Below are 20,594 nucleotides of genomic sequence, written 5' to 3' on the forward strand. Positions count from 1 at the left end.
CGTGTCAGGTTCACTTGAGTCCCCACAGGTGAAATTCGGCGGCCATTTCGAGGCGCAGCGATTGCGTCGACTGGCTCCCAAAAAGGTGACCGAGTATGGATGATAACGGACGCAGACCTTCCTCCAACCAGCCAATCCTTTATGTACTCGATACCAACGTATTGATTCACGATCCCAACGCCCTGCTCAATTTTGAAGAACACCACGTGGCCATCCCGATGACCGTGCTTGAAGAGCTGGACAAGCTCAAGAGTGGCCATCACAGCGTCGCGGCCGAATGCCGCCAGGCGATCCGCCTGATCGACAAGACCCTGGGCGATGCCACGCCCCAGGACGTCGAACTGGGTGTGCCGATCCAGCGCGGCAAGAGCGGGCCCAAGGGCTTGCTGTCGATCCTGATGAGCAAGCGCGCCGAGCCCAACCTGGTGCTGCCTGAGCACCTGAACGACAACATCATCATCAACCAGTTGCTGGACCTGCACGCCCGCGACAAGTCGCTGCCCCTGGTGCTGGTGACCAAAGACATCAACATGCGCCTCAAGGCCCGCGCCTGCGGAATTGCGGCCGAAGACTACAGCACCGACCAACTGGTCGACGACGTGTCGCTGCTGCCCAATGGCTACCACACCATGACCGGCTCCTTCTGGGACCGCGTGAGCAAGGTCGAAACCCGCCAGGACCACGGCCGCACCTGGCACCAGGTGCAACTGATCGACAACCTGCCGGCGGTGCACATCAACGAGTTCATCATCGACGAGCAGGGTTTTGTCGGCTGGATCAAGGAAATCCAGGTCGATAAGTTGCTGATCCTCGACCTGCACCAGGAGCCCCTGCTGCACCAGGAGGCCTGGGGCCTCAAACCGCGAGACATCTACCAGAGCCTGGCGCTGTATGCCTTGCTCGACCCCGACATCCACCTGGTCAACCTGTCCGGCGCGGCAGGTTCCGGCAAAACCATCCTGGCCCTGGCGGCGGCCATCGAGCAGACCATGGTCAGCAAGCGTTACCGGCGCATCATCGCCACCCGCAGCGTGCAGGGCCTGGACCAGGAAATCGGCTTTCTGCCCGGCACCGAGGCGGAAAAAATGGAGCCTTGGCTCGGCGCCATCACCGACAACCTCGAAGCCCTGCACATGGACGACGAGAACACCCACGGCAGCGTCGACTACATCCTCAGCAAGGTGCCGTTGCAGTTCAAATCCCTCAACTACATCCGTGGGCGCAGTTTCCAGCAAAGCCTGATCCTGATCGATGAATGCCAGAACCTCACCCCGCACCAGATGAAAACCATCATCACCCGTGCCGGCGCCGGTTCCAAAGTGGTGTGCCTGGGCAACCTGGCGCAGATCGATACCCCTTACCTGTCGGCCACCAGCTCGGGGCTGACCTACCTGACCGAACGCTTCAAGGACTTCCCCAACGGCGTCCACATCACCCTGCAAGGGGTGCCGCGCTCGATCCTGGCCGAATACGCCGAGAGCCACCTCTAACCCCTAACCCTGTGGGAGCGGGCCCGCCCGCGATAGCGGCTCACCAGTCGGTACATCAACTGGCTGGTAGACCGCCATCGCGGGCAGAGCCCGCTCCCACAGGTATTTGGCTGCCACAAGCGTGTGTTCACCCCCGCAGCGGCGTCCTGTCGCACCCACCCGGTCAATCAGCCCTGCGGGAAACTGACCCACGGGTTTACAATCGGGCCTCCTGATAAGGAGTAACCCCGTGCTGACCCATCTCGATTCCCAAGGCCGCGCCAACATGGTCGACGTCACCGACAAGGCCGTGACCTCCCGTGAAGCCGTGGCCCAGGCGCTTGTGCGCATGCTCCCCGACACCCTGAACATGATCGTCAGCGGCGGCCACCCCAAGGGTGACGTGTTCGCCGTGGCGCGCATCGCCGGCATTCAGGCGGCGAAGAAAACCAGCGACTTGATCCCTTTGTGCCACCCGCTGCTGCTGACCAGCATCAAGGTCGAGCTCAGCGCCCAGGGCGACGACGCGGTGCTGATCGTGGCCCGCTGCAAACTCGCCGGCCAGACCGGCGTCGAAATGGAGGCCCTGACCGCCGCCAGCGTCGCGGCCCTGACCATCTACGATATGTGCAAGGCCGTGGACCGGGGCATGACCATCGAGTCGGTGCGCCTGCTGGAAAAACTCGGCGGCAAGAGCGGCCACTACCAGGCGGATGCGCAATGAAAACCATCAGCGTCAAGTTCTTTGCCCGTTACCGTGAGGCGCTGGGCGTGGACGCGTTGAGCGTCGAAGGCGAGTTCACCACCGTCAATGACGTGCGCCTGTTGTTGGCACAGCGCGACGGCGCCGAGGTCCTGCGTGAGCAAAACCTGATGTGCGCCCGCAACGAAGACCTGTGCCAGCTCGACGAACCGCTGGCCGATGGCGATGAAGTGGCGTTTTTCCCCACCGTGACCGGAGGCTGAGATGGCCATTCGCGTGCAACCCATGGCGTTCGACCCCGGCGCTGAAGTCAACGCGATGCACGCGGCCAATGCCGGTGTGGGCGCGGTGGTGAGTTTTGTCGGCTACGTGCGCGACTTCAACGATGGCCAAGACGTGGCCGGGATGTTCCTGGAGCACTACCCGGGCATGACCGAAAAAGCCCTGGCCAAGATCGCGGGTGAAGCCGAGCAGCGCTGGCCGTTGCTCAAGCTTGAAGTGCTGCACCGCGTTGGTGCCCTGGAACCGGGCGAGCCCATCGTCTTCGTCGCCGCCGCCAGCGCCCACCGCCAGGCCGCATTCGACGCCTGCGCCTTTGTCATGGATTACCTGAAAACCCGCGCCCCGTTCTGGAAGAAAGAAACCACCGCCGATGGCCCGCGTTGGGTCGAAGGCCGCGACAGCGACCACGCGGCGGCGGATCGCTGGAAGTAACTTCGTACAACTTGTTGCGACAGTGATCGAGTAAAGCGCGATTAATAGCCTTGATCTCGCCTGCTGGGAATAAATTCTATTTACTTAAAAGTTTAACCGTAGGGGCTCGTTACTTCGGCGTATGGCTGTGGGTACTATTTCGCGTGTTGGATTAATCCTTTGTACTTTTGCGCGAGGAAACGGTGCTGTTACCTATATTGTTCGATTTTCTAATCTCACAAAATGAAACTTGTTGCTCTTGCTCTTGAGGTGACTATTTTTGTTTTTCTGATACGCTTCAGTTAACGCTAGAGGAAAGGCCTTAAAGTTTGCTTGTGGCAGTAATGGCGGGTCACTTGTGCTTCTGGTTGTTATTTTAACTTGTAGATTTATGCGCGCTCACTGACACGTCTGCAATCAGTGCGCGAACCATGCCGCAAGGCACACAGGGAGAGTGAATATGGTTTCTGCTGATAAATATATTGTCAATATCTTCAAAGTTGTACTGCCCGGTGTGGGAGATTCGACAAAGGCACTTTATGCCAACGGCCGGCATCAATGTAAGGTCGAAGTAATTATCGATAAGGAAAGGCGCTTCATCCGTGATGAATGGGAAGTCGGAGAGTCTGAACCCCTGACTCCCGAGGAGCTTGCCAGCCTCACAATTACTCGTTACTCGGCCAATGAAAATGAAAAACTGCCAACCGGATGGTCGTGTGATACCACCAAAAACGAGTTCGATACGGGCTTGCGGGGTGGTTCCCCAATTGCCTCATCGGCCGGTACTACGGGCGGCGGCGAGGTGGTAGAGCGCTATTTGCGGGTCGATGCGCGCGTGGCGATCGAAGCCCAGCGTTTCATGGCTCGGGTAGTGGTGGGGGGCAAGACATACACCACCTACAACGTGGGGGCTGGCTCATCGGTGATTATCGAACCCACTCGGCCTTATGAAAAACTGCGCGCCGCGCAACTCGTCGCTGAACGAGATGATGCCTTGTCGGCCAACCCCGTTTTTCTCGATATCGATGTTTACTATTGGAGCCTGCCGGCGGGTTTGCGCCTGGTCAAGAACTTAGGGATCGACAATGCAGTCGATATCGCTGGCGTAGGGCGTGCGTTGCGCCCCTTCTATAGTGACTTTCGAATGAACAGCACCATGCTGGTGGGGGGCGTGATCGATATAGACTCTGCTGTAACTACATTGCGGGTGATTGATGTTTGTCCGGTCAAGGGTCATGAGAATAAAACGTTTCGGATTGATAAGTACCCGACGCAAATGCGCGCGATTCGTGTTTGGGCGAGAATGTTTTTGAGACTTGTCAAGGGTCGTGATGTCGTTTGGCGGATTTTGGATAACTACGGTGTGGAACATAGTTTCTTGCTGGGCTCTGAAGATGAATCGAATGTTCTGGTATTGCGCGACCACGGTTGATTGAATTTCGCTACTTTCACGGATATCGAGTTGTCGTCTCGGTATCCGTTACTTCATCCTGAATCCGAGTTAAGAGGAGACATTCATCCATGAATGTGTATTCCAACGCCTTCAATTTCAGTGCCCACTTGAATGGTCAGGTCGATCCTCGCACTGGCCAATATGGCTGCCAGGTACGATTGACCACGCTTTACCCGAAGGGGCCGGTCGAGGCCAGCCGCGATATCAACTTGTCGTTTTCCATGTACAACCCGCGTAACGATGGTTATGGCATTGGTTGGCGACTGAGTAATACCGAGTTCGATCTCAACACCCGCCGCCTGACGTTGTTGACGGGCGAGCAGTTCCAGACCCACGGGATGCCGTCCGTGGGCGGTGTGATGGCGCTCAAGGACCGCAAGTTGAAAGATTTGGTGGTCAAACGCCCGGACGTCGATAGCCTGCACGTGATCTACAAGGACGGCACGGTCGAGGTCCTGCGCCGTCAGAACAGCCTGAGGCCGTACATCATCAGTACTGTGCAGTTCGAGAGCGGTGAGCGCGTGCACTTTCGCTACGATCCGCAAGGTGCACTGGAGCGAATCGTCAACCAGCAAGGGGAAGACCTGCTGGTGCTGCACTATTCCGGCCGGCGGTTGGCAGGAGTGGAGGCCCGCATCGAAGGCGGGCGTTTTGCCCGCACCTGGTTTGAACAATTCAATGAACAGTTGGTGCGCGTCGATGTGGCGCATGCGCCGATGGGGCCTGGGGTGCCCGGTAGCTATGTGTTTGAGTACGAGGCTTTGCGCAGCGGCCTGGTGGCGATCAGGCGGGTGAAGTCCCCTATGGGGGGGGATGAGCGGATCGACTACGAGGAAAATGGCCATCAGTACCGGGACAACACGTTCCTGCCCCGGGTCAAGAGTTGGACTCGCTTTCCTGGCGCTGGCCAACCCTCGTTGAAGCGTACGTACCGTTACAGTGCTTCCCAAAACTTCACGGGTTACCCGTTCTCCGGTGGTTTTGTCGACGGCGAAGATAACCTGTACCTGGTCCTGGGCCTCTACGACTACTGGACCGAGGTCCGCAGCCAGGAAGGGGACGACGCCAATAAGGTGCTGCAGGTGGTGCGCACCGAGTACAACAAGTTTCACCTCCTGACCCGGGAGGTCACCGATTGCGCGGGCACGCTCACCGAGCGCGAGATTGAGTACAACGCGGTGCCGGGCCGGCTTTTCGCCGAGCAGCCAGCCAATCTCCAACTGCCTCGGCGTACCACCCGCCATTTCAGGTTGTTTGCCGATCAGGCCGGGCGCAAGGAGGTGACCGAAATCACCACCGACGACTATGGCAATGAGCTGACTCGGGTCGAGCCGTCGGGGCTGCGCAGGGAATACGACTTCTACCCGGTCGCAGGGGCGATGGACCAAGGCGTACAACGCTGCCCGGCAGAGCCTCACGGGGCGTTCGTGCGCTTCCTGAAACAGTCCAGGGAGCTTCCCGCGACGCCTACCGGTGGCCCAACGACGGCGGCCAAGACTACCGACTACACCTACTACGCCTTGGCCGCCAGCAACGGCCTTGCTTTTGTGTTGCCCGCCTCAATCACTACCGGCACAGGGGTCCAGACCCGCCTCACCCATTACAACGCGCCGGGCCAGTGGGGCGAGCATGGTCGGCTGCAAGCGTCCGTGACCACCCAGGATAAGGTGTCCGTCGCCATGCAATGTACCTACAGCCTCGAAGGCGACAGCCTGGTACAGAACAAGCTGATCCGCCGCGTGGGTGGCGATGAAAATCAGTGGCTCAAGTCTTCGCAAACCTTATCTCTCAGTACCCGGCGCATGCTTGCCCTGACTGGGGAGGATGGGGCGACCTTGGCGTTTTCCTACGATGCCCTTGGACGCCTCGTTTCAGAAGTTTCGGCGCCGGGTACGGCCGCAGCAGCCCGGCGCAGTTACGTCTATGCCAATGCGAGCAATTTGCTGCTGGCGCGGATGACCGCCACGGACGCCAAGGGGGTTAGCGTTGTCACGCGCTACGATGGCGATGGCCGGGAGGTGTCCTGCGCCCGGTTGATCGGAACCGGCGACGAGCAGAAGGAACAGGTACTCAAACGCCTGGATTACAACGCCCTGGGGCAAAAAATCCGGCAAACCCTGATCGACTATCTCGATGAAAACAACGTGCGCACCCTGGTGACCGAGTTCGCCTACAACGGCTGGGGGCAACTGAGCCGCACGACCGCACCGGATGCCACGGTACATATCGATGAGTCCGACCCGCGCCTGAACCTGCGCACACAAGGGGTCGACGGCTTGGACCTGACGCAAACCCACTTCAATGACTTTGGGCAGCCGCTGCGGGTCGAGCACTTGAGTTCGTCCGGCGAGCGGGTGACGAAGGTCACCCATGAGTACGATGGTTTTGGGCGCCGAATGCGAACGGTCGATCAAAACGGCAAACGCACCGAGTTCACCTACGACCTGTTTGACCGGGTGGCCCTCATTGCTGAAACGCCGCCTGGGGGCCAGGCCCAGCGCAAGACGGTGTTGGGCTACGCGCCGGGAAGCAGCGAGGTGCGGGTGGCGAGTATCACAGTCGACGGGGTTGCGCTGGCCACCCGCGCGTTTGATGACCTGGGGCGATTGCAGTCCCAGCAACGAGGCTCTGGCAAACCGACCCATTGGCAATACGGGCCTGGCTCGCTACTACCGTCTTCCAGCACCTCCCCTCGTGGACACGTGGATCAGCACACTTACGATCCACATTTGGGCCTGGTGGTGCGCAGTACTCTGGAAAAACACCCTGACCGGACTTTCGAGTACGACCCGATTTCGGCGTTGTTGCTCAGCTCCAAGGAAGCGGACAGGGCGCATAAGCTCGATTACGACATCCATGGCCGTCTCGTGGCGGACGCCCAGGTCAGTGACGGCGTAACGCGCGCGTTTGGTTACCGCTATGGCTCCTCGGGCCGTTTGGTGCAACAACAGTCCGACTTTGGTGAGGCCGTCGAGTTCGACTATGACCATGCGGGGCGTTTGCTGTCGATGACCGCAGGTTCGTTGGTGGTGACCCAGGGCTATGACCATTTCGGCCGTGTCATCCACGTGGAAACCCGCCAAGGCAGCGAAAGGCTGGTGATGGCGCTCAAGCATGACCCGTTCGGCCGGGAGCAGGAGCGTGAATTCATCCGCAATGGCGGGTTGCTGCAAACCATCTCCAGCACTTACCTGCCCAATGGGTTATTGGCATCGCGGACCCTGCGCGATCCCGCCCGGCAGGTTGTGATCGAGGAGACTTTCACCTATGACGGTTACCAGCGCTTGAGCGCTTACCAGTGCCAGGGGCCGCAGTTCCCCAAGGACGCCCTGGGGCGGCCAGTGGCGAGCCAGAGCTTCACCTATGATGGCCTCGACAACATCACCCAAGTGGTCACCCGCTTGCGCGATGGCAGTGAGGACACCTGTACCCGTTATTTCGAAGGCACCGACCCTGGCCAACTGACGCGCCTGACCCACAGCCACCCGCCCCGGGACGAGCGCTTGAGTTATGACGAATCGGGCAACCTGGTCCGCGGTACGGCGGGGCGCATCTACGAGTTCAACGGGCTTGAACAACTGATTGGCGTACATAGCGCCGGCGCCAACCTTGCCTACCGCTATGACGCCGATGCGCGGCAGGTCAGCCAAAGTATCGATGGTGAGCCGCCGGTCTACTTGGGTTACGGCGGCGGGCGGCTGGAAGGGTTGGCCCAGGGGGCGCTCAAGGTGAGTTTCCGGCGCAATGAAGAGCAGGTGCTGGCCCGCACGGGCGGCGAGTCTGCTGCACAGCTGCAGGTGCTGGATGCCGCAGGCAGCATTCGTGGGGTGCTTCGTGCAGGGCAGGCGCAGGAGCATCGGCACTACCTACCTTATGGCTATGGCACGGCAGCGACCGAGGGCGCGCAGATCCAGGCCCTGGTGGATCGCCAGTATCCGGCGTTCAACGGCGAGCGCCTGGATGGTGCTACGGGCCTGTATCACCTGGGCGGTGGTCGGCGTAGCTATGACCCTGAACTGATGATCTTCCTCTCGCCGGACCCGATGAGCCCATTCGGCGAAGGCGGTAGAAATAGCTACGCCTACTGCTACTGCAACCCGGTCAACCTCAATGACCCCAGCGGTTGGGTGCCTACGTGGCTGAAATGGGTACTGGGCGTGGCTTCGCTGGTGCTGTCGGTGGTCACACTGGGCGCTGCCGTTGCACCACTATTGGGTGCTGCCGCGGTGACGTTGACCGGGATGACGGCCTTAGGCCTGGTTGGGGGCAGCCTGGGCCTGGTGGGTGGCACCCTGGGGATTGCCGGCCTGGGTGTCGAGGCCGTGGACCTGGCGATGGGCTGGGACCGATCGCAGCATGTCAATAATCTGGGCTGGGCCTCCTTCGGCTTTGGCTTGGCCGCGACCGCGTTGGGCGCCGCCGGGGCCGTTCTGGCGGGCCGCTCCGCTGCCCAGGCTGCGGCGAGCAACGCGGTGGCCGGTGCGGCCCCGGGACGGCTTTCGCCAGGTAGTGTCGGGTTGTTGGCGGGTGTCCAGAAATACAGCGGGTGGTCGCTCTCGCTTGGCCAAGAAGCGCCCACCTGGGTGAACCGGGGAGTGGGCGTGACCAAGTTTGCCTTGAGCACTGTAGGTACCGTTCGCAGCACGCTGAGCCGGATTGATAGCCTCAATGGTGACCCCACCGGCAGTAATGCAAAGGACGAGGCGCCCCAGCAGCCTTCGCTGCAAGGCGACAGCAATGAAAACCGTCACGCCGATACCCTCGGCAACAGCCAGCGCTTTTTCGAGGCGTTCCGCGAGCAGGCGCAGCGCATTCGCCAGTCGTCGTTGGGCGATATTTACGCGGGCTGACGCTGTCGGCACTGACCTTGCTTGCACCTTCCAGCATGGCCCTCACCCGGGGCCGTGGTGGGAGGTGTTTACGTTCGATTGACGAGGTGTACGTAAAAGTCCAGTATGGATTTATAAGTACAAATTAAGTCGTTGCTGCATCCCTCTGCCTCTCTTCCGCCCACTTCGAGAGAACACCCATGAAAAAGCACCCCCTGATTACCGGCCTGGCCCTGAGCCTTCTGGCCAGCAGCGGCCTGTTTGCCGCCGAGAAAACCCTGCGCATCGGCATCGAGGCCGCTTACCCACCGTTCGCCTACAAGACGGATAAAGGGGAAATCGCCGGGTTTGACTACGACATTGGCAACGCCTTGTGCGCGCAAATGCAAGTCAAGTGCCAATGGGTCGAGGGCGAATTCGATGGCCTGATTCCGTCGCTGAAAGTGAAGAAAATCGACGCGGCGTTGTCGTCCATGACGATCACCGATGAGCGCAAGAAATCGGTCAATTTCACTCACAAGTACTATTTCACGTCCTCACGCCTGGCGATGAAGCAAGGCGCGGTGGTCGACGACCAGTACGCCAGCCTCAAGGGCAAGCGCATCGGTGTGCAGCGCGCCACCACCACCGACCGCTATGCCACCGAAGTGATGGAAGCCAAGGGCATCGAGATCGTGCGCTACACCAGCAACGAAGAAATTTTCATGGACCTGGCCGCCGGGCGCTTGGACGGCGTGTTCGCCGACACCATCCCGCTGGAGCAGGGTTTCCTCAACACGCCTAATGGCGCCGGTTTTGCCTTTGTCGGCCCGGAGCTCAAAGACCCCAAATACGTGGGCGAAGGCGCCGGCATCGCCGTGCGCAAGGGCAACGAAGCCCTGGTGAGCGAACTGAACTCGGCCATCGACGGTATCCGCGCCAGCGGCGAATACCAGAAGATCCAGGCCAAATACTTCAAGTCCGATATCTACGGCGACTGATACGCCTGCCGCTTCCCTGTGGGAGCAACTGCCTTACCCCTGCTATTCGTCAGCGCGACTCAGTGCCGCCCTCGCGAGCAGGCTCGCTCCCACAGAGGAAAAATGAAAATCCCACCCACAGTACAGTTCAGCTGTGGGTGCGGGCTTGCCCGCGATAGCGCCAGTACATCCGATGCATTCGTCGGGTCGCCACCCGCTCCCACAGGGCTATTCGCTCCACAGCGTCAGCTCTTTACCCCGCCTTCGCTTCCTTCAAATGCTTGTACACCGTCGCCCGGCCCATGTTGAGCACGTTGGCGACGTAGTGAGAGGCGCTTTTGCCCTTGAAGGCGCCTTCGGCATGCAGTGCCAGCACCAGTTCGCGCTTGTGGTCGCGGGTCAGCAGGTTGAGGCTCAGTTGCCGCTCGCGCAGCCAGGCGTGGAGGAAGGTGTTAATGCGCTCCTGCCAGTCATCGCGAAACAGCGAGTCCGGCTGGGCGATCAGCCTGCTCGGTGACAGAAACAGGTCCAGCGCCGCCTTGGCGCTTTCAAACAGCGAGATATTCAGGTTGATGCACAGCACGGCCATCGCCTGGCCGTGGCTGTCGCGCATCACGCTGCTCAGGCTGCGGATTTTCTGGCCGTCCCAGTTGAGCTTTTCATACGGGCCGATGTTCCGTTCGCTGCTGTCACCGGTGAGCATGTCTTCCAGGGCCGCGTCGTCGCCGATTTGCCGCTTGGACAGATTGTTGGCGATGTAGTCGACCTTTTGCGTGCGCAGGTCGTGCACCACCACTTCGGCGTGGGGATAAAACAGCGTAGCAATGGCGTCGGCAATGGCGCGGAAGTTATCCAGGGCCGGGTCGGCGTGGGGTGGGGTCATGGTGGTGCTCCGGGCGAGGTCAGCGCCCTTTAACAGGGCGCTGCGAGTGTGCCGCAATCGGGGCGGGGCGTCACCCGCGCAGGCGTTGCGGCGACAGCATGGCGGCGTTCAGGCCGCAGCGCACGAGGGGCTCGGGGAGGTCCTGGGCGCATACCAGGGCGGCCGACGCCATGCCCATCGCGGGGGAGGTCTGGATGCCGTAACCGCCCTGGGCCGCCACCCAGAACAGCCCCGGCACCTGCGGGTCGAACCCGGCCACCAGGTCGCCATCGGCGACAAAGCTGCGCAACCCGGCCCAGGTGCGGGTGGGGCGGCGGATGGTCAGGGTGGTGGCTTCTTCGATCTGGTAGATGCCCATGGCGATGTCCAGTTCTTCAGGCTGCACGTCGTGGGGTTCGACCGGGTCGGCGTTGGCCGGCGAGCCGAGGAACATGCCGGCGTCGGGCTTCATGTAGAAGGACTCGTCGAGGCTGACCAACATCGGCCAGTGATGCGTCTCGAGGCCTTCGGGTGCGGCGAAGACAAACGCCGCGCGGCGTTTGGGTTGCAGGCCCAGTGGGGCGGCGCCGGCCATTGCCCCGAGCTGGTCGGCCCAGGCGCCGGCGGCGTTGACGATGATTGGCGCGCTGAAGGTTTGTGCGCGGGTTTGCACCTGCCACTGGCCCTCGGCGTCGCGGTGCAGGCCCAGCACTTGAGTGTCGGTGTGGACCTGGCCGCCATTGCGCCGGATGCCGCGCAGGTAGCCCTGGTGCAGGGCGTCGGTGTCGATGTCGCTGGCGCTGGGGTCGTAGATCGCGCCGTGAACCTTGTCCCGGCGTAGGATCGGCAGGCGTGCGCAGGCTTCGTCGGCGCTGAGCAATTGCATCTGTGGCACGGTGGCTTTGGCGCTGAGGTATTGGTTGTTGAGCTCGGCCGCGTCACCGGTGAAGTCCACGGTCATTTCGCCCCGGGGCGACAGCAACGGGTGCTCGCAGAAGCCCTCGGGCGGGTGGTCGAAAAACTCCCGGCTGGCGAGGGTCAGCGCCCGCACCTGGGGCGTACCGTAGGCGGCGGTGTAGATCGCCGCCGAGCGCCCGGTGGAGTGATAGCCGGGGTGGGATTCGCGTTCCAGCACCACCACGCGACCCTGGCGCGACAGCCAGAAGCCAGTGGAAGCACCGGCAATACCGCCGCCGATAATGATGAAGTCTGCTTGGGGCATGGGGGCTCCTGACTAGGTCGGTCATCCGTAGCAAGCGGGTTTACCCGCACTGGAGCGCAAAGCGCTCCTTGATGGTGTGCGCCTGCTGTGCAGCCGAGCGCGGGCAAGCCTGCTGGCTACAGCGCCTGGGGGGTGAGCTGGCGGTACAAGGCATTAGCCAGGGCGATGTCTTCCAGGCCCAGGCCGATGGAGCGGAAGAACACGTGGCGTTCGTAGGTTGGGCGTGGGGTCTGGTCGCTGAGCAGTTCGGCGAGGTCACCGACAATGGCGTCCGCGCTCCAGCCGTGTTGTTCGGCGGCGATCAGCATATCCCCGGCCGCGCCTGGGGTGGTCTGGCGGTAGTCGCAGTACACCTGCATGGCGCCCAGGGCCTGGGGCGGTACCTCGTGGGCGCGGGGCGCGTTTGTGCTGATGGAGGTGATGAGCGCCGGTTTGCTCAGGGTGGCCGGGTCGATCACCGGGCCGGCCGAAGAGGTGCAGAGCAGGATCACATCGGCGTCGTGCAAGGCCTGTTCGCGGCTGTTGGCAATCTCCAGGCGCGGGTCCAGGGCACGCAAACCGGCCAGTTCCTCGGCGCTTTTGTGCGCCAGGGCAGGGGAGTAGAGGCGGATGTCCTGCCACGGGCGCAGGCCTTTGATGTAGTGCAAATGGGCCAAGGCTACCGGGCCGCTGCCGATCAGGGTTAGACGCGTGGCGGTGGCGGGCGCCAGGGCGTCTACCGCCACGGCGGTGGTGGCGGCGGTGCGGGCGGTAGTCAACTCGCCGGCATCGCACAGCAACAGCGGCTGGCCGCTGTGCATCGACATCAACAGCGTCCACGCGGTAACCAACGGGCCTTCGGCGCGCACGATGTAGGGCGAAGTCTTGACCCCGTACACGCCGTCCTCGGCCAACACGCCCAGGTAGTTGATGAAATCCCCCGCGCCCTGGGGGAACTCCACCCGTTGCTGGGCCGGTTGCACTGCGTGCCCGGCAGCGAGGTCGCGGAACAGCTTGCGCAAAATCTGCGGCACATCGACCTGGGCCAGGAGCTGGCGCGCCTGGGGTTGGGCAATCACGTAAGGCGTGCTGGACATACAGAAGCTCCCGGATCGGCTGAATTAAACTAATTTGTCCATTATGGACTTTTAGTTTTTATCTGCAATTGCCAGGCGTAAAAAAGGCGCAGTCCGTTGCCGGCTGCGCCTGTTTTTTTGCCCGCAGGTTTACGGGCGCTTGCGCTCCACGGCCCGCAGCAGGTGCGTGGGCGGGGTTTCACAGCTGATCTTGCGGCCCAGCAGCGCTTCGATGGACGGCAACTGGTAGGAGTCGTCCTCGCCAGCGAAGCTGATGGACACCCCATCGGCGCCCGCGCGGCCAGTGCGGCCGATGCGGTGCACGTAGTCGTCCGGCACTTCCGGCAGGGTGAAGTTGATGACGTGGCTGATGCCATCGATGTGGATGCCGCGCCCGGCAACGTCGGTTGCCACCAGCACGCGGATCTTGCCTTCGCGGAAACCTTCCAGGGTCTTGATGCGCTTGTGCTGCGGCACGTCGCCCGACAACTGCGCCGCGTTCACGCCATCGCGCACCAGGCGTTCCTCGATGCGCCGTACCTCGTCCTTGCGGTTGGCAAAAACCATGACCCGTTCCCAACCGTTGTCGGTGACCAGGTTGTACAACAGCTTGTATTTGTCGGCGCCGGCCACGGCGTAGATGTGCTGCTCGACGTTTTCGCTGGCCACGTTCTGGGCTTCGATCTCGACGATGGACGGGTCGGTGGTCCATTGCTTGGCCAGGTTCATCACGTCTTCGGTGAAGGTGGCGGAGAACAGCAGCGTCTGGCGTTCGCTCTTGGGCGGGGTCTGGCGGATGATCTGGCGCACCTGCGGGATGAAGCCCATGTCGAGCATGCGGTCGGCTTCGTCCAGCACCATCACTTCGACCATGTCCAGGTGCACGTCGCCGCGCTGGTTGAAGTCCAGCAAGCGGCCCGGCGTGGCGACCAGGATGTCGCAGTGGCGCGCTTCGAGGTGCTTGAGCTGCTTGTCGAAGTCCATGCCGCCAACGAAGGTCATCACGTTGAGGCCGGTGTACTTGGTCAGGTCGGCGGCGTCTTTGGCGATCTGCACCACCAGTTCGCGGGTCGGCGCGATAATCAGCGCCCGCGGCTCGCCCATGTAGCGTTCCTTGGGCGGCGGGGTTTGCAGCAGTTGGGTGATGATCGACACCAGGAACGCGGCGGTCTTGCCGGTGCCGGTCTGGGCGCGGCCGATGGCGTCCTTGCCGGCGAGGGTGAAGCCCAGCACCTGGGCCTGGATCGGCGTGCAGTACGGGAAGCCCAGGTCCTGGATGGCGTGCATCAGTTCCGGGGCGAGTTTGAAGTCATGGAAGCGGGTCTTGCCTTCCTGGGGTTCGACGACGAAGTCTTCGAGTTTCCAGGCCGCTACTGGCGGTTTTGGCGCCCGCTCGCGACGCGGTTGCGGTGGTTTTTCCGCGTCAGGGCGAGGGGCCCTGGGCGCAACCTGAGGCTCGGCTGGCCTGGGCGGATGACCGCAGGCCGGCTGGCTGGGGCTGGAAGAAGGGGCGCTGGAAACAGGGGCGAGCTGCTCAGCCTCGCTTTTACCGAACATCTTCTTGAGTGCTTTGAGCACGGTCATCTCATCAATTGGTTAAGTGCCGGCCAGTGTAATGCAAGAACCGGGCGCGGCGTAGTGGATTGCTTAAAGAGCCTGCGCCAGGGTCAGCGCAGGCGTTCGCCCAGCCAGGTGCCGATGTCGTGGATTTCTTCGGGTAACACTTCGTGGCCCATTGGGTATTCCTGCCATGTCACGGTGACATTGCGGGATTTCAGGTGTTCGTAGGCGCTGCGGCCCATGGCGTTTTGCACCACTTCGTCGTATTGGCCGTGCAGGCACAGCACCGGAATGCGCTGTTGGCTGGCGGACAATTGGAGGCTGTCGCTGAAGGTCGGCGCATAGGTAGACAGGGCAATCACGCCGCCCAAGGCACCCTGCCATCGCACGAATGCGGTGTGCAGCACCACGGCGCCGCCCTGGGAAAAACCGGCGAGGAAAATCCGCGAAGGCTCTATGCCAAGGGTTTTCTGTTCTTCGATCAGGTCGGTGAGACTTTGCGTGGATTCATCCAGCTGTTCGCGGCTGATGGCCCGGGCCGGGCTCATGGCCAGAATGTCGTACCAACTGGGCATCGCGTAGCCGCCGTTGATGGTCACGGGGCGGGTCGGTGCTTGGGGTAAGACGAAGCGTGTGGTCTTGAGGGTTTCCTGTAAGGCCTCGGCCACCGGCAGAAAGTCATAACGGTCGGCGCCCAGGCCGTGCAGCCAGATCACGCAGGCATCTGCGGCTTTTTCGGGTTGAAGAATCAAGGGCTCGGTCATGGCTGCTCCATTGTTGTGCACGCGCGCAGAGTAGGTGCGAGTTTTGGGGGCGCGTCAGGGTTGTCGGTTACGAAGATGTCGCATTGCTGCACGTTTTGCTATTGCAGTGTCGCTGAATCGCTTTAGCGGTAGGAATGGTACGACGTTTGCTATGTGTAAGTTCGTACAGACGATCCTACGCGGGGCGGTAACACTACCAGGCCCCCGTGCTCGTGGGACAGCAATCACTCCAGGGATGGGCGTTCACCAGCCGCTTCACGGTTCGGCGAACTGCAAAGGGCATAGCCCGTTCGACCGCTTGGTGAGCCGTGAGGTTTCCCGTGATTTGGGAATTCTCCTACTAGACTCATAGCGAAGGTCTTACGCCGCTTGGCCCAAAAAAACGCCAACACGGGTCAACAGCGCCTCACAAGGGTGCGGCAAGACTCTCGCTCCGACACAACAAGAGCAAAACTGGAGGTTTGAATGAAGATGTTGAAATCCACCCTGGCCGTCGTGACTGCCGCAGCGGTACTCGGTGTCAGCGGGTTTGCCCAGGCGGGCGCAACCTTGGACGCGGTGAAAAAGAAAGGCTTTGTACAGTGCGGTGTCAGTGATGGCCTGCCGGGTTTCTCGGTACCGGACGCCACCGGCAAGATCCTGGGCATCGACGCTGATGTCTGCCGCGCCCTGGCCGCCGCCGTGTTTGGCGACGCGACCAAAGTGAAATTCAGCCAGTTGAACGCCAAGGAACGCTTCACCGCGCTGCAATCGGGCGAAATCGACGTGCTGTCGCGCAACACCACCATGACCAGTTCCCGTGACGCGGGCATGGGCTTGAAGTTCCCCGGCTTTATCACCTACTACGACGGCATCGGCTTTTTGGTGAACAACAAGCTGGGGGTCAAGAGCGCCAAGGAGCTGGACGGCGCGACCATCTGCATCCAGGCCGGTACCACCACCGAGCTGAACGTCTCCGACTACTTTCGCGGCAACGGTCTCAAATACACCCCGATCACCTTCGACACCTCCGATGAAAGCGCCAAGTCGCTGGAATCCGGGCGTTGCGACGTGCTGACCTCCGACAAGTCGCAACTCTTTGCGCAACGCAGCAAGTTGGCGTCGCCCAAGGACTACGTGGTGCTGCCGGAAACCATCTCCAAGGAACCCCTGGGCCCGGTGGTACGTAACGGCGACGACGAATGGCTGGCCATCGTGCGCTGGACCGGCTACGCCATGCTCAACGCCGAAGAGGCGGGCATCACCTCGAAAAACGTCGAGGCTGAGGCCAAGTCCACCAAGAACCCGGACGTCGCTCGCCTGCTGGGCGCTGACGGCGAGTACGGCAAGGACCTGAAACTGCCCAAGGACTGGGTCGTGCAGGTGGTCAAGCAAGTAGGCAACTACGGTGAAGTGTTCGAGAAGAACCTGGGCAAGAGCACGCCACTGGAAATCGACCGCGGGTTGAACGCCCTGTGGAACAACGGCGGCATTCAATACGCACCACCCGTGCGCTGATGGATCTATCACCCGGCGGGCCAACCGCCGGGTGATGTTCTGTTCCATTTTTCCTGGGGCACTTCATGCAAAAAACAATTGGCGCACCCAAGCAGAGGTTCAGCCTCAGCGATCCGCGAGTGCGTGCCTGGCTATTTCAGATCATCACCATCGTGGCCGTTGTTTCGCTGGGCTGGTACCTGTTCGACAACACCCAAACCAACCTGCAACACCGGGGCATCACCTCCGGTTTCGACTTCCTTGAACGCAGCGCCGGCTTCGGCATCGCCCAGCACCTGATCGACTACACCGAGGCGGACAGCTATGCCCGGGTCTTTGTCATCGGCCTGCTCAACACCCTGCTGGTGACCTTCATCGGCGTGATCCTGGCAACCCTCCTGGGGTTCATCGTCGGTGTGGCGCGGCTTTCGCCCAACTGGATCATAAGCAAACTGGCGACGGTCTATGTGGAGGTGTTCCGCAATATCCCGCCGCTGCTGCAAATCCTGTTCTGGTACTTCGCGGTGTTCCTGACCATGCCGGGGCCGCGCAACAGCCACAACTTCGGCGACACCTTCTTTGTCAGCAGCCGGGGCCTGAACATGCCTGCGGCCATTGGCGCGGAAGGCTTCTGGCCGTTCGTGGTCAGCGTGCTGGTGGCCATCGCGGCCATCGGGCTGATGTGCCGCTGGGCCAACCGGCGTTTTGACGCCACCGGCGTGCCTTTCCACAAGTTCTGGGTGGGCCTGGCGCTGTTGCTGGTGATTCCGGCGCTGTGCACCCTGATGTTCGGCGTGCCCGTGCATTGGGAAATGCCCCAGCTCAAAGGCTTCAACTTTGTCGGCGGCTGGGTGCTGATCCCGGAACTGCTGGCCCTGACCCTGGCCCTGACGGTGTACACCGCGGCGTTTATCGCCGAGATCGTGCGTTCGGGGATCAAGTCGGTCAGCCATGGCCAGACCGAGGCGGCCCACTCCCTGGGGCTGCGCAACGGCCCGACCCTGCGCAAGGTCATCATCCCCCAGGCGCTGCGGGTAATTATTCCGCCGCTGACCAGCCAGTACCTGAACCTGGCGAAAAACTCGTCCCTGGCTGCCGGTATCGGCTACCCGGAGATGGTGTCGCTGTTTGCCGGCACGGTGCTCAACCAGACCGGGCAGGCCATCGAGGTCATTGCCATCACCATGAGCGTGTACCTGGCGATCAGCATCAGCATTTCCCTGCTGATGAACTGGTACAACAAGCGCATTGCGCTGATCGAGCGGTGAGGAAACGCGCATGACAACCCATACCTTCAAACCCGACATGCCCCCGCCGAGTAGCAGCATCGGCATCGTGGCGTGGATGCGCGCCAACATGTTCTCCAGTTGGCTCAACACCCTGCTGACCCTGTTCGCGTTCTACCTGATCTACCTGGTGGTGCCGCCGATCCTCAGTTGGGCGGTCATCGACGCCAATTGGGTCGGCACCGAGCGGGCCGATTGCACCAAGGAGGGCGCCTGCTGGGTGTTCATCCAGCAGCGCTTTGGCCAGTTCATGTACGGCTACTACCCAGCCGATCTGCGCTGGCGCGTGGACCTGACCGTGTGGCTGGCGGTGATAGGCGTCGCACCACTGTTCATTTCGCGTTTCCCGCGCAAGGCGATCTACGGCCTGAGCTTTCTGGTGGTCTACCCGATCCTGGCGTACACCTTGCTCCACGGCGGCTGGTTGGGCCTGAGCACCGTGGCCACCAGCCAATGGGGCGGGTTGATGCTGACCCTGGTGATCGCCACTGTGGGCATCGCCGGCGCCTTGCCGTTGGGCATCGTCCTGGCCCTGGGGCGGCGCTCGAACATGCCAGCTATTCGTGTGGTCTGCGTGACCTTCATCGAGTTCTGGCGCGGTGTTCCGCTGATTACCGTGCTGTTCATGTCATCGGTGATGCTGCCGTTGTTCCTGCCCGAAGGCATGAACTTCGACAAGCTGCTGCGGGCGCTGATCGGGGTGATCCTGTTCCAGTCAGCCTACGTTGCCGAAGTGGTGCGCGGTGGCTTGCAGGCCATCCCCAAGGGCCAGTACGAAGCGGCGGCGGCCATGGGCCTGGGCTACTGGCGCAGCATGGGCCTGGTGATTCTGCCGCAGGCCTTGAAACTGGTGATTCCGGGCATCGTCAACACCTTCATCGCCCTGTTCAAGGACACCAGCCTGGTCATCATCATCGGCCTATTCGACCTGCTCAACAGCGTCAAGCAAGCTGCCGCCGACCCCAAGTGGCTAGGCATGGCCACTGAAGGCTATGTGTTCGCGGCCCTGGTGTTCTGGATTTTCTGTTTTGGCATGTCGCGCTATTCCATGCACCTGGAACGCAAACTCGACACCGGCCACAAGCGTTAGGAGTTTTCTGATGAGCGAAGCAATCAAACAGCCTGTGAGCCCTGAAGGCATTATTCAGATGCAGGGCGTGAACAAGTGGTACGGCCAGTTTCACGTGCTCAAGGACATCAACCTGGACGTCAAGCAAGGCGAGCGTATTGTCTTGTGCGGGCCTTCAGGTTCAGGCAAGTCCACTACTATCCGCTGCCTCAATCGCCTGGAAGAACACCAGCAGGGGCGCATCGTGGTCGATGGCGTGGAACTGACCAACGACCTCAAGCAGATCGAAGCGATCCGCCGCGAAGTGGGCATGGTGTTCCAGCACTTCAACCTGTTCCCGCACCTGACCATCCTGCAGAACTGCACCCTGGCGCCGATGTGGGTGCGCAAGTTGCCCAAGCGCAAGGCCGAGGAAATCGCCATGCATTACCTGGAGCGCGTGCGCATTCCAGAGCAGGCGCACAAGTTCCCGGGGCAGCTTTCCGGTGGCCAGCAACAGCGCGTGGCGATTGCCCGGGCGCTGTGCATGAAACCCAAGATCATGCTGTTCGACGAACCCACTTCGGCCCTGGACCCGGAGATGGTCAAGGAGGTGTTGGACACCATGATCGGCCTGGCTGAAGACGGCATGACCATGCTCTGCGTGACCCACGAAATGGGCTTTGCCCGCACCGTGGCCAACCGCGTGATCTTCATGGACAAGGGTGAAATCGTCGAGCAAGCCGCACCGAACGACTTCTTCGATAACCCGCAAAATGACCGCACCAAGCTGTTCCTGAGCCAGATCCTGCATTGATGGGCAATTAATTAAGATGGGCTCTTGTGGGGGCGAGCAGGCTCGCTCCCACACGTTGCCTGTCAGGTAGCGGTCAGGGTCTCGTGATCCTTGTGCACCCGCTGCTTGAGTTGCCATAGTCCACCCCTTCTCCCAGCGTCCTGGCATCGGCTAACAGATGCAGGTATCGATCCAGCAAACGCATCAGCACGGCCAACGGCTTAGGCGGCAATACCTCGCCGCGTTCCTAACGGGAAAACGCGTTGTGCCCGCCACCGGACAGCAATAGCACTGCGTCTTTTTGCGACAGGTGCAGTCTGCGGCGGATGCGCTTCATTTCTGCACTGACTTCCTGCCGGGCGGCGATGACCCACTTGAATTTTTATGGCGCATTGAATGTGCTGATAAAGCTGGCTAGC

Annotated in this window: 16 protein-coding genes and 1 pseudogene; 11 read left to right on the top strand and 6 right to left on the bottom strand. The window is 61.4% G+C overall.

Going from position 1 to position 20,594, the window contains the following annotated elements; translation table 11 throughout:
* The first annotated feature begins 95 nt into the window (after positions 1 to 95).
* The 7 genes from CKW13_RS01250 (at position 96) to CKW13_RS01280 (ending at position 10,127) form a co-directional block, all read left to right on the top strand.
* The gene (locus CKW13_RS01250) at positions 96 to 1,490 is read left to right on the top strand and encodes a PhoH family protein (RefSeq protein ID WP_095106166.1); all 1,395 of its coding nucleotides are present in this window, start codon (positions 96 to 98) and stop codon (positions 1,488 to 1,490) included.
* Positions 1,491 to 1,719: 229 nt separating this feature from the next.
* Positions 1,720 to 2,193 carry a cyclic pyranopterin monophosphate synthase MoaC gene (moaC, locus tag CKW13_RS01255; protein ID WP_095106168.1) on the top strand — a complete coding sequence of 158 codons (474 nt, stop codon included), beginning with the start codon at positions 1,720 to 1,722 and terminating at the stop codon, positions 2,191 to 2,193.
* Positions 2,190 to 2,435, top strand: coding sequence for a molybdopterin converting factor subunit 1 (gene moaD / locus CKW13_RS01260; RefSeq protein WP_095106170.1), 246 nt, complete (start codon positions 2,190 to 2,192; stop codon positions 2,433 to 2,435). The genes moaC and moaD overlap by 4 nt, the downstream gene beginning before the upstream one ends.
* A 1-nt stretch (position 2,436) precedes the next feature.
* Positions 2,437 to 2,886 carry a molybdopterin synthase catalytic subunit MoaE gene (moaE, locus tag CKW13_RS01265; protein ID WP_095106172.1) on the top strand — a complete coding sequence of 150 codons (450 nt, stop codon included), beginning with the start codon at positions 2,437 to 2,439 and terminating at the stop codon, positions 2,884 to 2,886.
* A gap of 439 nt (positions 2,887 to 3,325) precedes the next feature.
* Entirely contained in the window at positions 3,326 to 4,297 is a 972-nt protein-coding gene (locus CKW13_RS01270) for a hypothetical protein (protein ID WP_095106174.1), read from the top strand.
* Positions 4,298 to 4,386: 89 nt separating this feature from the next.
* Positions 4,387 to 9,168 carry an RHS repeat domain-containing protein gene (locus CKW13_RS01275; protein WP_095106176.1) on the top strand — a complete coding sequence of 1,594 codons (4,782 nt, stop codon included), beginning with the start codon at positions 4,387 to 4,389 and terminating at the stop codon, positions 9,166 to 9,168.
* A gap of 179 nt (positions 9,169 to 9,347) precedes the next feature.
* Positions 9,348 to 10,127, top strand: coding sequence for an ABC transporter substrate-binding protein (locus tag CKW13_RS01280; protein ID WP_095106178.1), 780 nt, complete (start codon positions 9,348 to 9,350; stop codon positions 10,125 to 10,127).
* Positions 10,128 to 10,359: 232 nt separating this feature from the next.
* Here CKW13_RS01280 and CKW13_RS01285 read toward each other — a convergent pair whose 3' ends face one another.
* The 5 genes from CKW13_RS01285 to CKW13_RS01305 form a co-directional block, all read right to left on the bottom strand.
* A complete protein-coding gene (locus CKW13_RS01285; protein ID WP_095106181.1) occupies positions 10,360 to 10,989 on the bottom strand; it encodes a transcriptional regulator in 630 nt (209 codons plus the stop codon).
* Positions 10,990 to 11,059: 70 nt separating this feature from the next.
* Positions 11,060 to 12,190, bottom strand: a complete 1,131-nt coding sequence (locus tag CKW13_RS01290) for an FAD-binding oxidoreductase (RefSeq protein ID WP_095106183.1) — start codon at positions 12,188 to 12,190, stop codon at positions 11,060 to 11,062.
* A 116-nt stretch (positions 12,191 to 12,306) separates the two neighbouring features.
* Positions 12,307 to 13,266: an ornithine cyclodeaminase family protein gene (locus CKW13_RS01295; protein WP_095106185.1), complete on the bottom strand. Its 960-nt coding sequence runs from the start codon at positions 13,264 to 13,266 to the stop codon at positions 12,307 to 12,309.
* A 129-nt stretch (positions 13,267 to 13,395) separates the two neighbouring features.
* Positions 13,396 to 14,829, bottom strand: a complete 1,434-nt coding sequence (rhlB, locus tag CKW13_RS01300; protein WP_095106187.1) for an ATP-dependent RNA helicase RhlB — start codon at positions 14,827 to 14,829, stop codon at positions 13,396 to 13,398.
* 83 nt (positions 14,830 to 14,912) lie between these two features.
* The gene (locus tag CKW13_RS01305; protein WP_095106189.1) at positions 14,913 to 15,569 is read right to left on the bottom strand and encodes an alpha/beta hydrolase; all 657 of its coding nucleotides are present in this window, start codon (positions 15,567 to 15,569) and stop codon (positions 14,913 to 14,915) included.
* A 465-nt stretch (positions 15,570 to 16,034) separates the two neighbouring features.
* On the opposite strand from CKW13_RS01305, the gene CKW13_RS01310 reads away from it, so the two are divergent.
* The 4 genes from CKW13_RS01310 (at position 16,035) to CKW13_RS01325 (ending at position 20,196) form a co-directional block, all read left to right on the top strand.
* Positions 16,035 to 17,066: an amino acid ABC transporter substrate-binding protein gene (locus CKW13_RS01310; RefSeq protein ID WP_095106191.1), complete on the top strand. Its 1,032-nt coding sequence runs from the start codon at positions 16,035 to 16,037 to the stop codon at positions 17,064 to 17,066.
* Positions 17,067 to 17,131: 65 nt separating this feature from the next.
* Positions 17,132 to 18,313, top strand: coding sequence for an amino acid ABC transporter permease (locus CKW13_RS01315; protein ID WP_095106193.1), 1,182 nt, complete (start codon positions 17,132 to 17,134; stop codon positions 18,311 to 18,313).
* Positions 18,314 to 18,323: 10 nt separating this feature from the next.
* A complete protein-coding gene (locus tag CKW13_RS01320; protein WP_095106195.1) occupies positions 18,324 to 19,421 on the top strand; it encodes an amino acid ABC transporter permease in 1,098 nt (365 codons plus the stop codon).
* A 10-nt stretch (positions 19,422 to 19,431) separates the two neighbouring features.
* Complete coding sequence (locus tag CKW13_RS01325) at positions 19,432 to 20,196, top strand: amino acid ABC transporter ATP-binding protein (RefSeq protein ID WP_095106197.1); 765 nt, start codon at positions 19,432 to 19,434, stop codon at positions 20,194 to 20,196.
* Between the two features lie 62 nt (positions 20,197 to 20,258).
* Here CKW13_RS01325 and CKW13_RS24665 read toward each other — a convergent pair.
* Positions 20,259 to 20,533 (bottom strand): annotated as a pseudogene (locus CKW13_RS24665) (type II toxin-antitoxin system MqsA family antitoxin); the annotation flags it as partial.
* Positions 20,534 to 20,594: the final 61 nt, after the last annotated feature.

Origin of the sequence: Pseudomonas sp. Irchel 3E20 (assembly GCF_900187645.1) — a bacterium.
Classification (GTDB): Bacteria; Pseudomonadota; Gammaproteobacteria; order Pseudomonadales; family Pseudomonadaceae; genus Aquipseudomonas.

Excerpts from the sequence above, each read along its gene's own strand:
- CKW13_RS01250 (WP_095106166.1), top strand. The coding sequence starts at position 96 with ATGGATGATAACGGACGCAGACCTTCCTCCAACCAGCCAATCCTTTAT.
- moaD (WP_095106170.1), top strand. The coding sequence starts at position 2,190 with ATGAAAACCATCAGCGTCAAGTTCTTTGCCCGTTACCGTGAGGCGCTG.
- moaE (WP_095106172.1), top strand. The coding sequence starts at position 2,437 with ATGGCCATTCGCGTGCAACCCATGGCGTTCGACCCCGGCGCTGAAGTC.
- CKW13_RS01270 (WP_095106174.1), top strand. The coding sequence starts at position 3,326 with ATGGTTTCTGCTGATAAATATATTGTCAATATCTTCAAAGTTGTACTG.
- CKW13_RS01275 (WP_095106176.1), top strand. The coding sequence starts at position 4,387 with ATGAATGTGTATTCCAACGCCTTCAATTTCAGTGCCCACTTGAATGGT.
- CKW13_RS01280 (WP_095106178.1), top strand. The coding sequence starts at position 9,348 with ATGAAAAAGCACCCCCTGATTACCGGCCTGGCCCTGAGCCTTCTGGCC.
- CKW13_RS01285 (WP_095106181.1), bottom strand. The coding sequence starts at position 10,989 with ATGACCCCACCCCACGCCGACCCGGCCCTGGATAACTTCCGCGCCATT.
- CKW13_RS01290 (WP_095106183.1), bottom strand. The coding sequence starts at position 12,190 with ATGCCCCAAGCAGACTTCATCATTATCGGCGGCGGTATTGCCGGTGCT.
- CKW13_RS01295 (WP_095106185.1), bottom strand. The coding sequence starts at position 13,266 with ATGTCCAGCACGCCTTACGTGATTGCCCAACCCCAGGCGCGCCAGCTC.
- rhlB (WP_095106187.1), bottom strand. The coding sequence starts at position 14,829 with ATGACCGTGCTCAAAGCACTCAAGAAGATGTTCGGTAAAAGCGAGGCT.
- CKW13_RS01305 (WP_095106189.1), bottom strand. The coding sequence starts at position 15,569 with ATGACCGAGCCCTTGATTCTTCAACCCGAAAAAGCCGCAGATGCCTGC.
- CKW13_RS01310 (WP_095106191.1), top strand. The coding sequence starts at position 16,035 with ATGAAGATGTTGAAATCCACCCTGGCCGTCGTGACTGCCGCAGCGGTA.
- CKW13_RS01315 (WP_095106193.1), top strand. The coding sequence starts at position 17,132 with ATGCAAAAAACAATTGGCGCACCCAAGCAGAGGTTCAGCCTCAGCGAT.
- CKW13_RS01320 (WP_095106195.1), top strand. The coding sequence starts at position 18,324 with ATGACAACCCATACCTTCAAACCCGACATGCCCCCGCCGAGTAGCAGC.
- CKW13_RS01325 (WP_095106197.1), top strand. The coding sequence starts at position 19,432 with ATGAGCGAAGCAATCAAACAGCCTGTGAGCCCTGAAGGCATTATTCAG.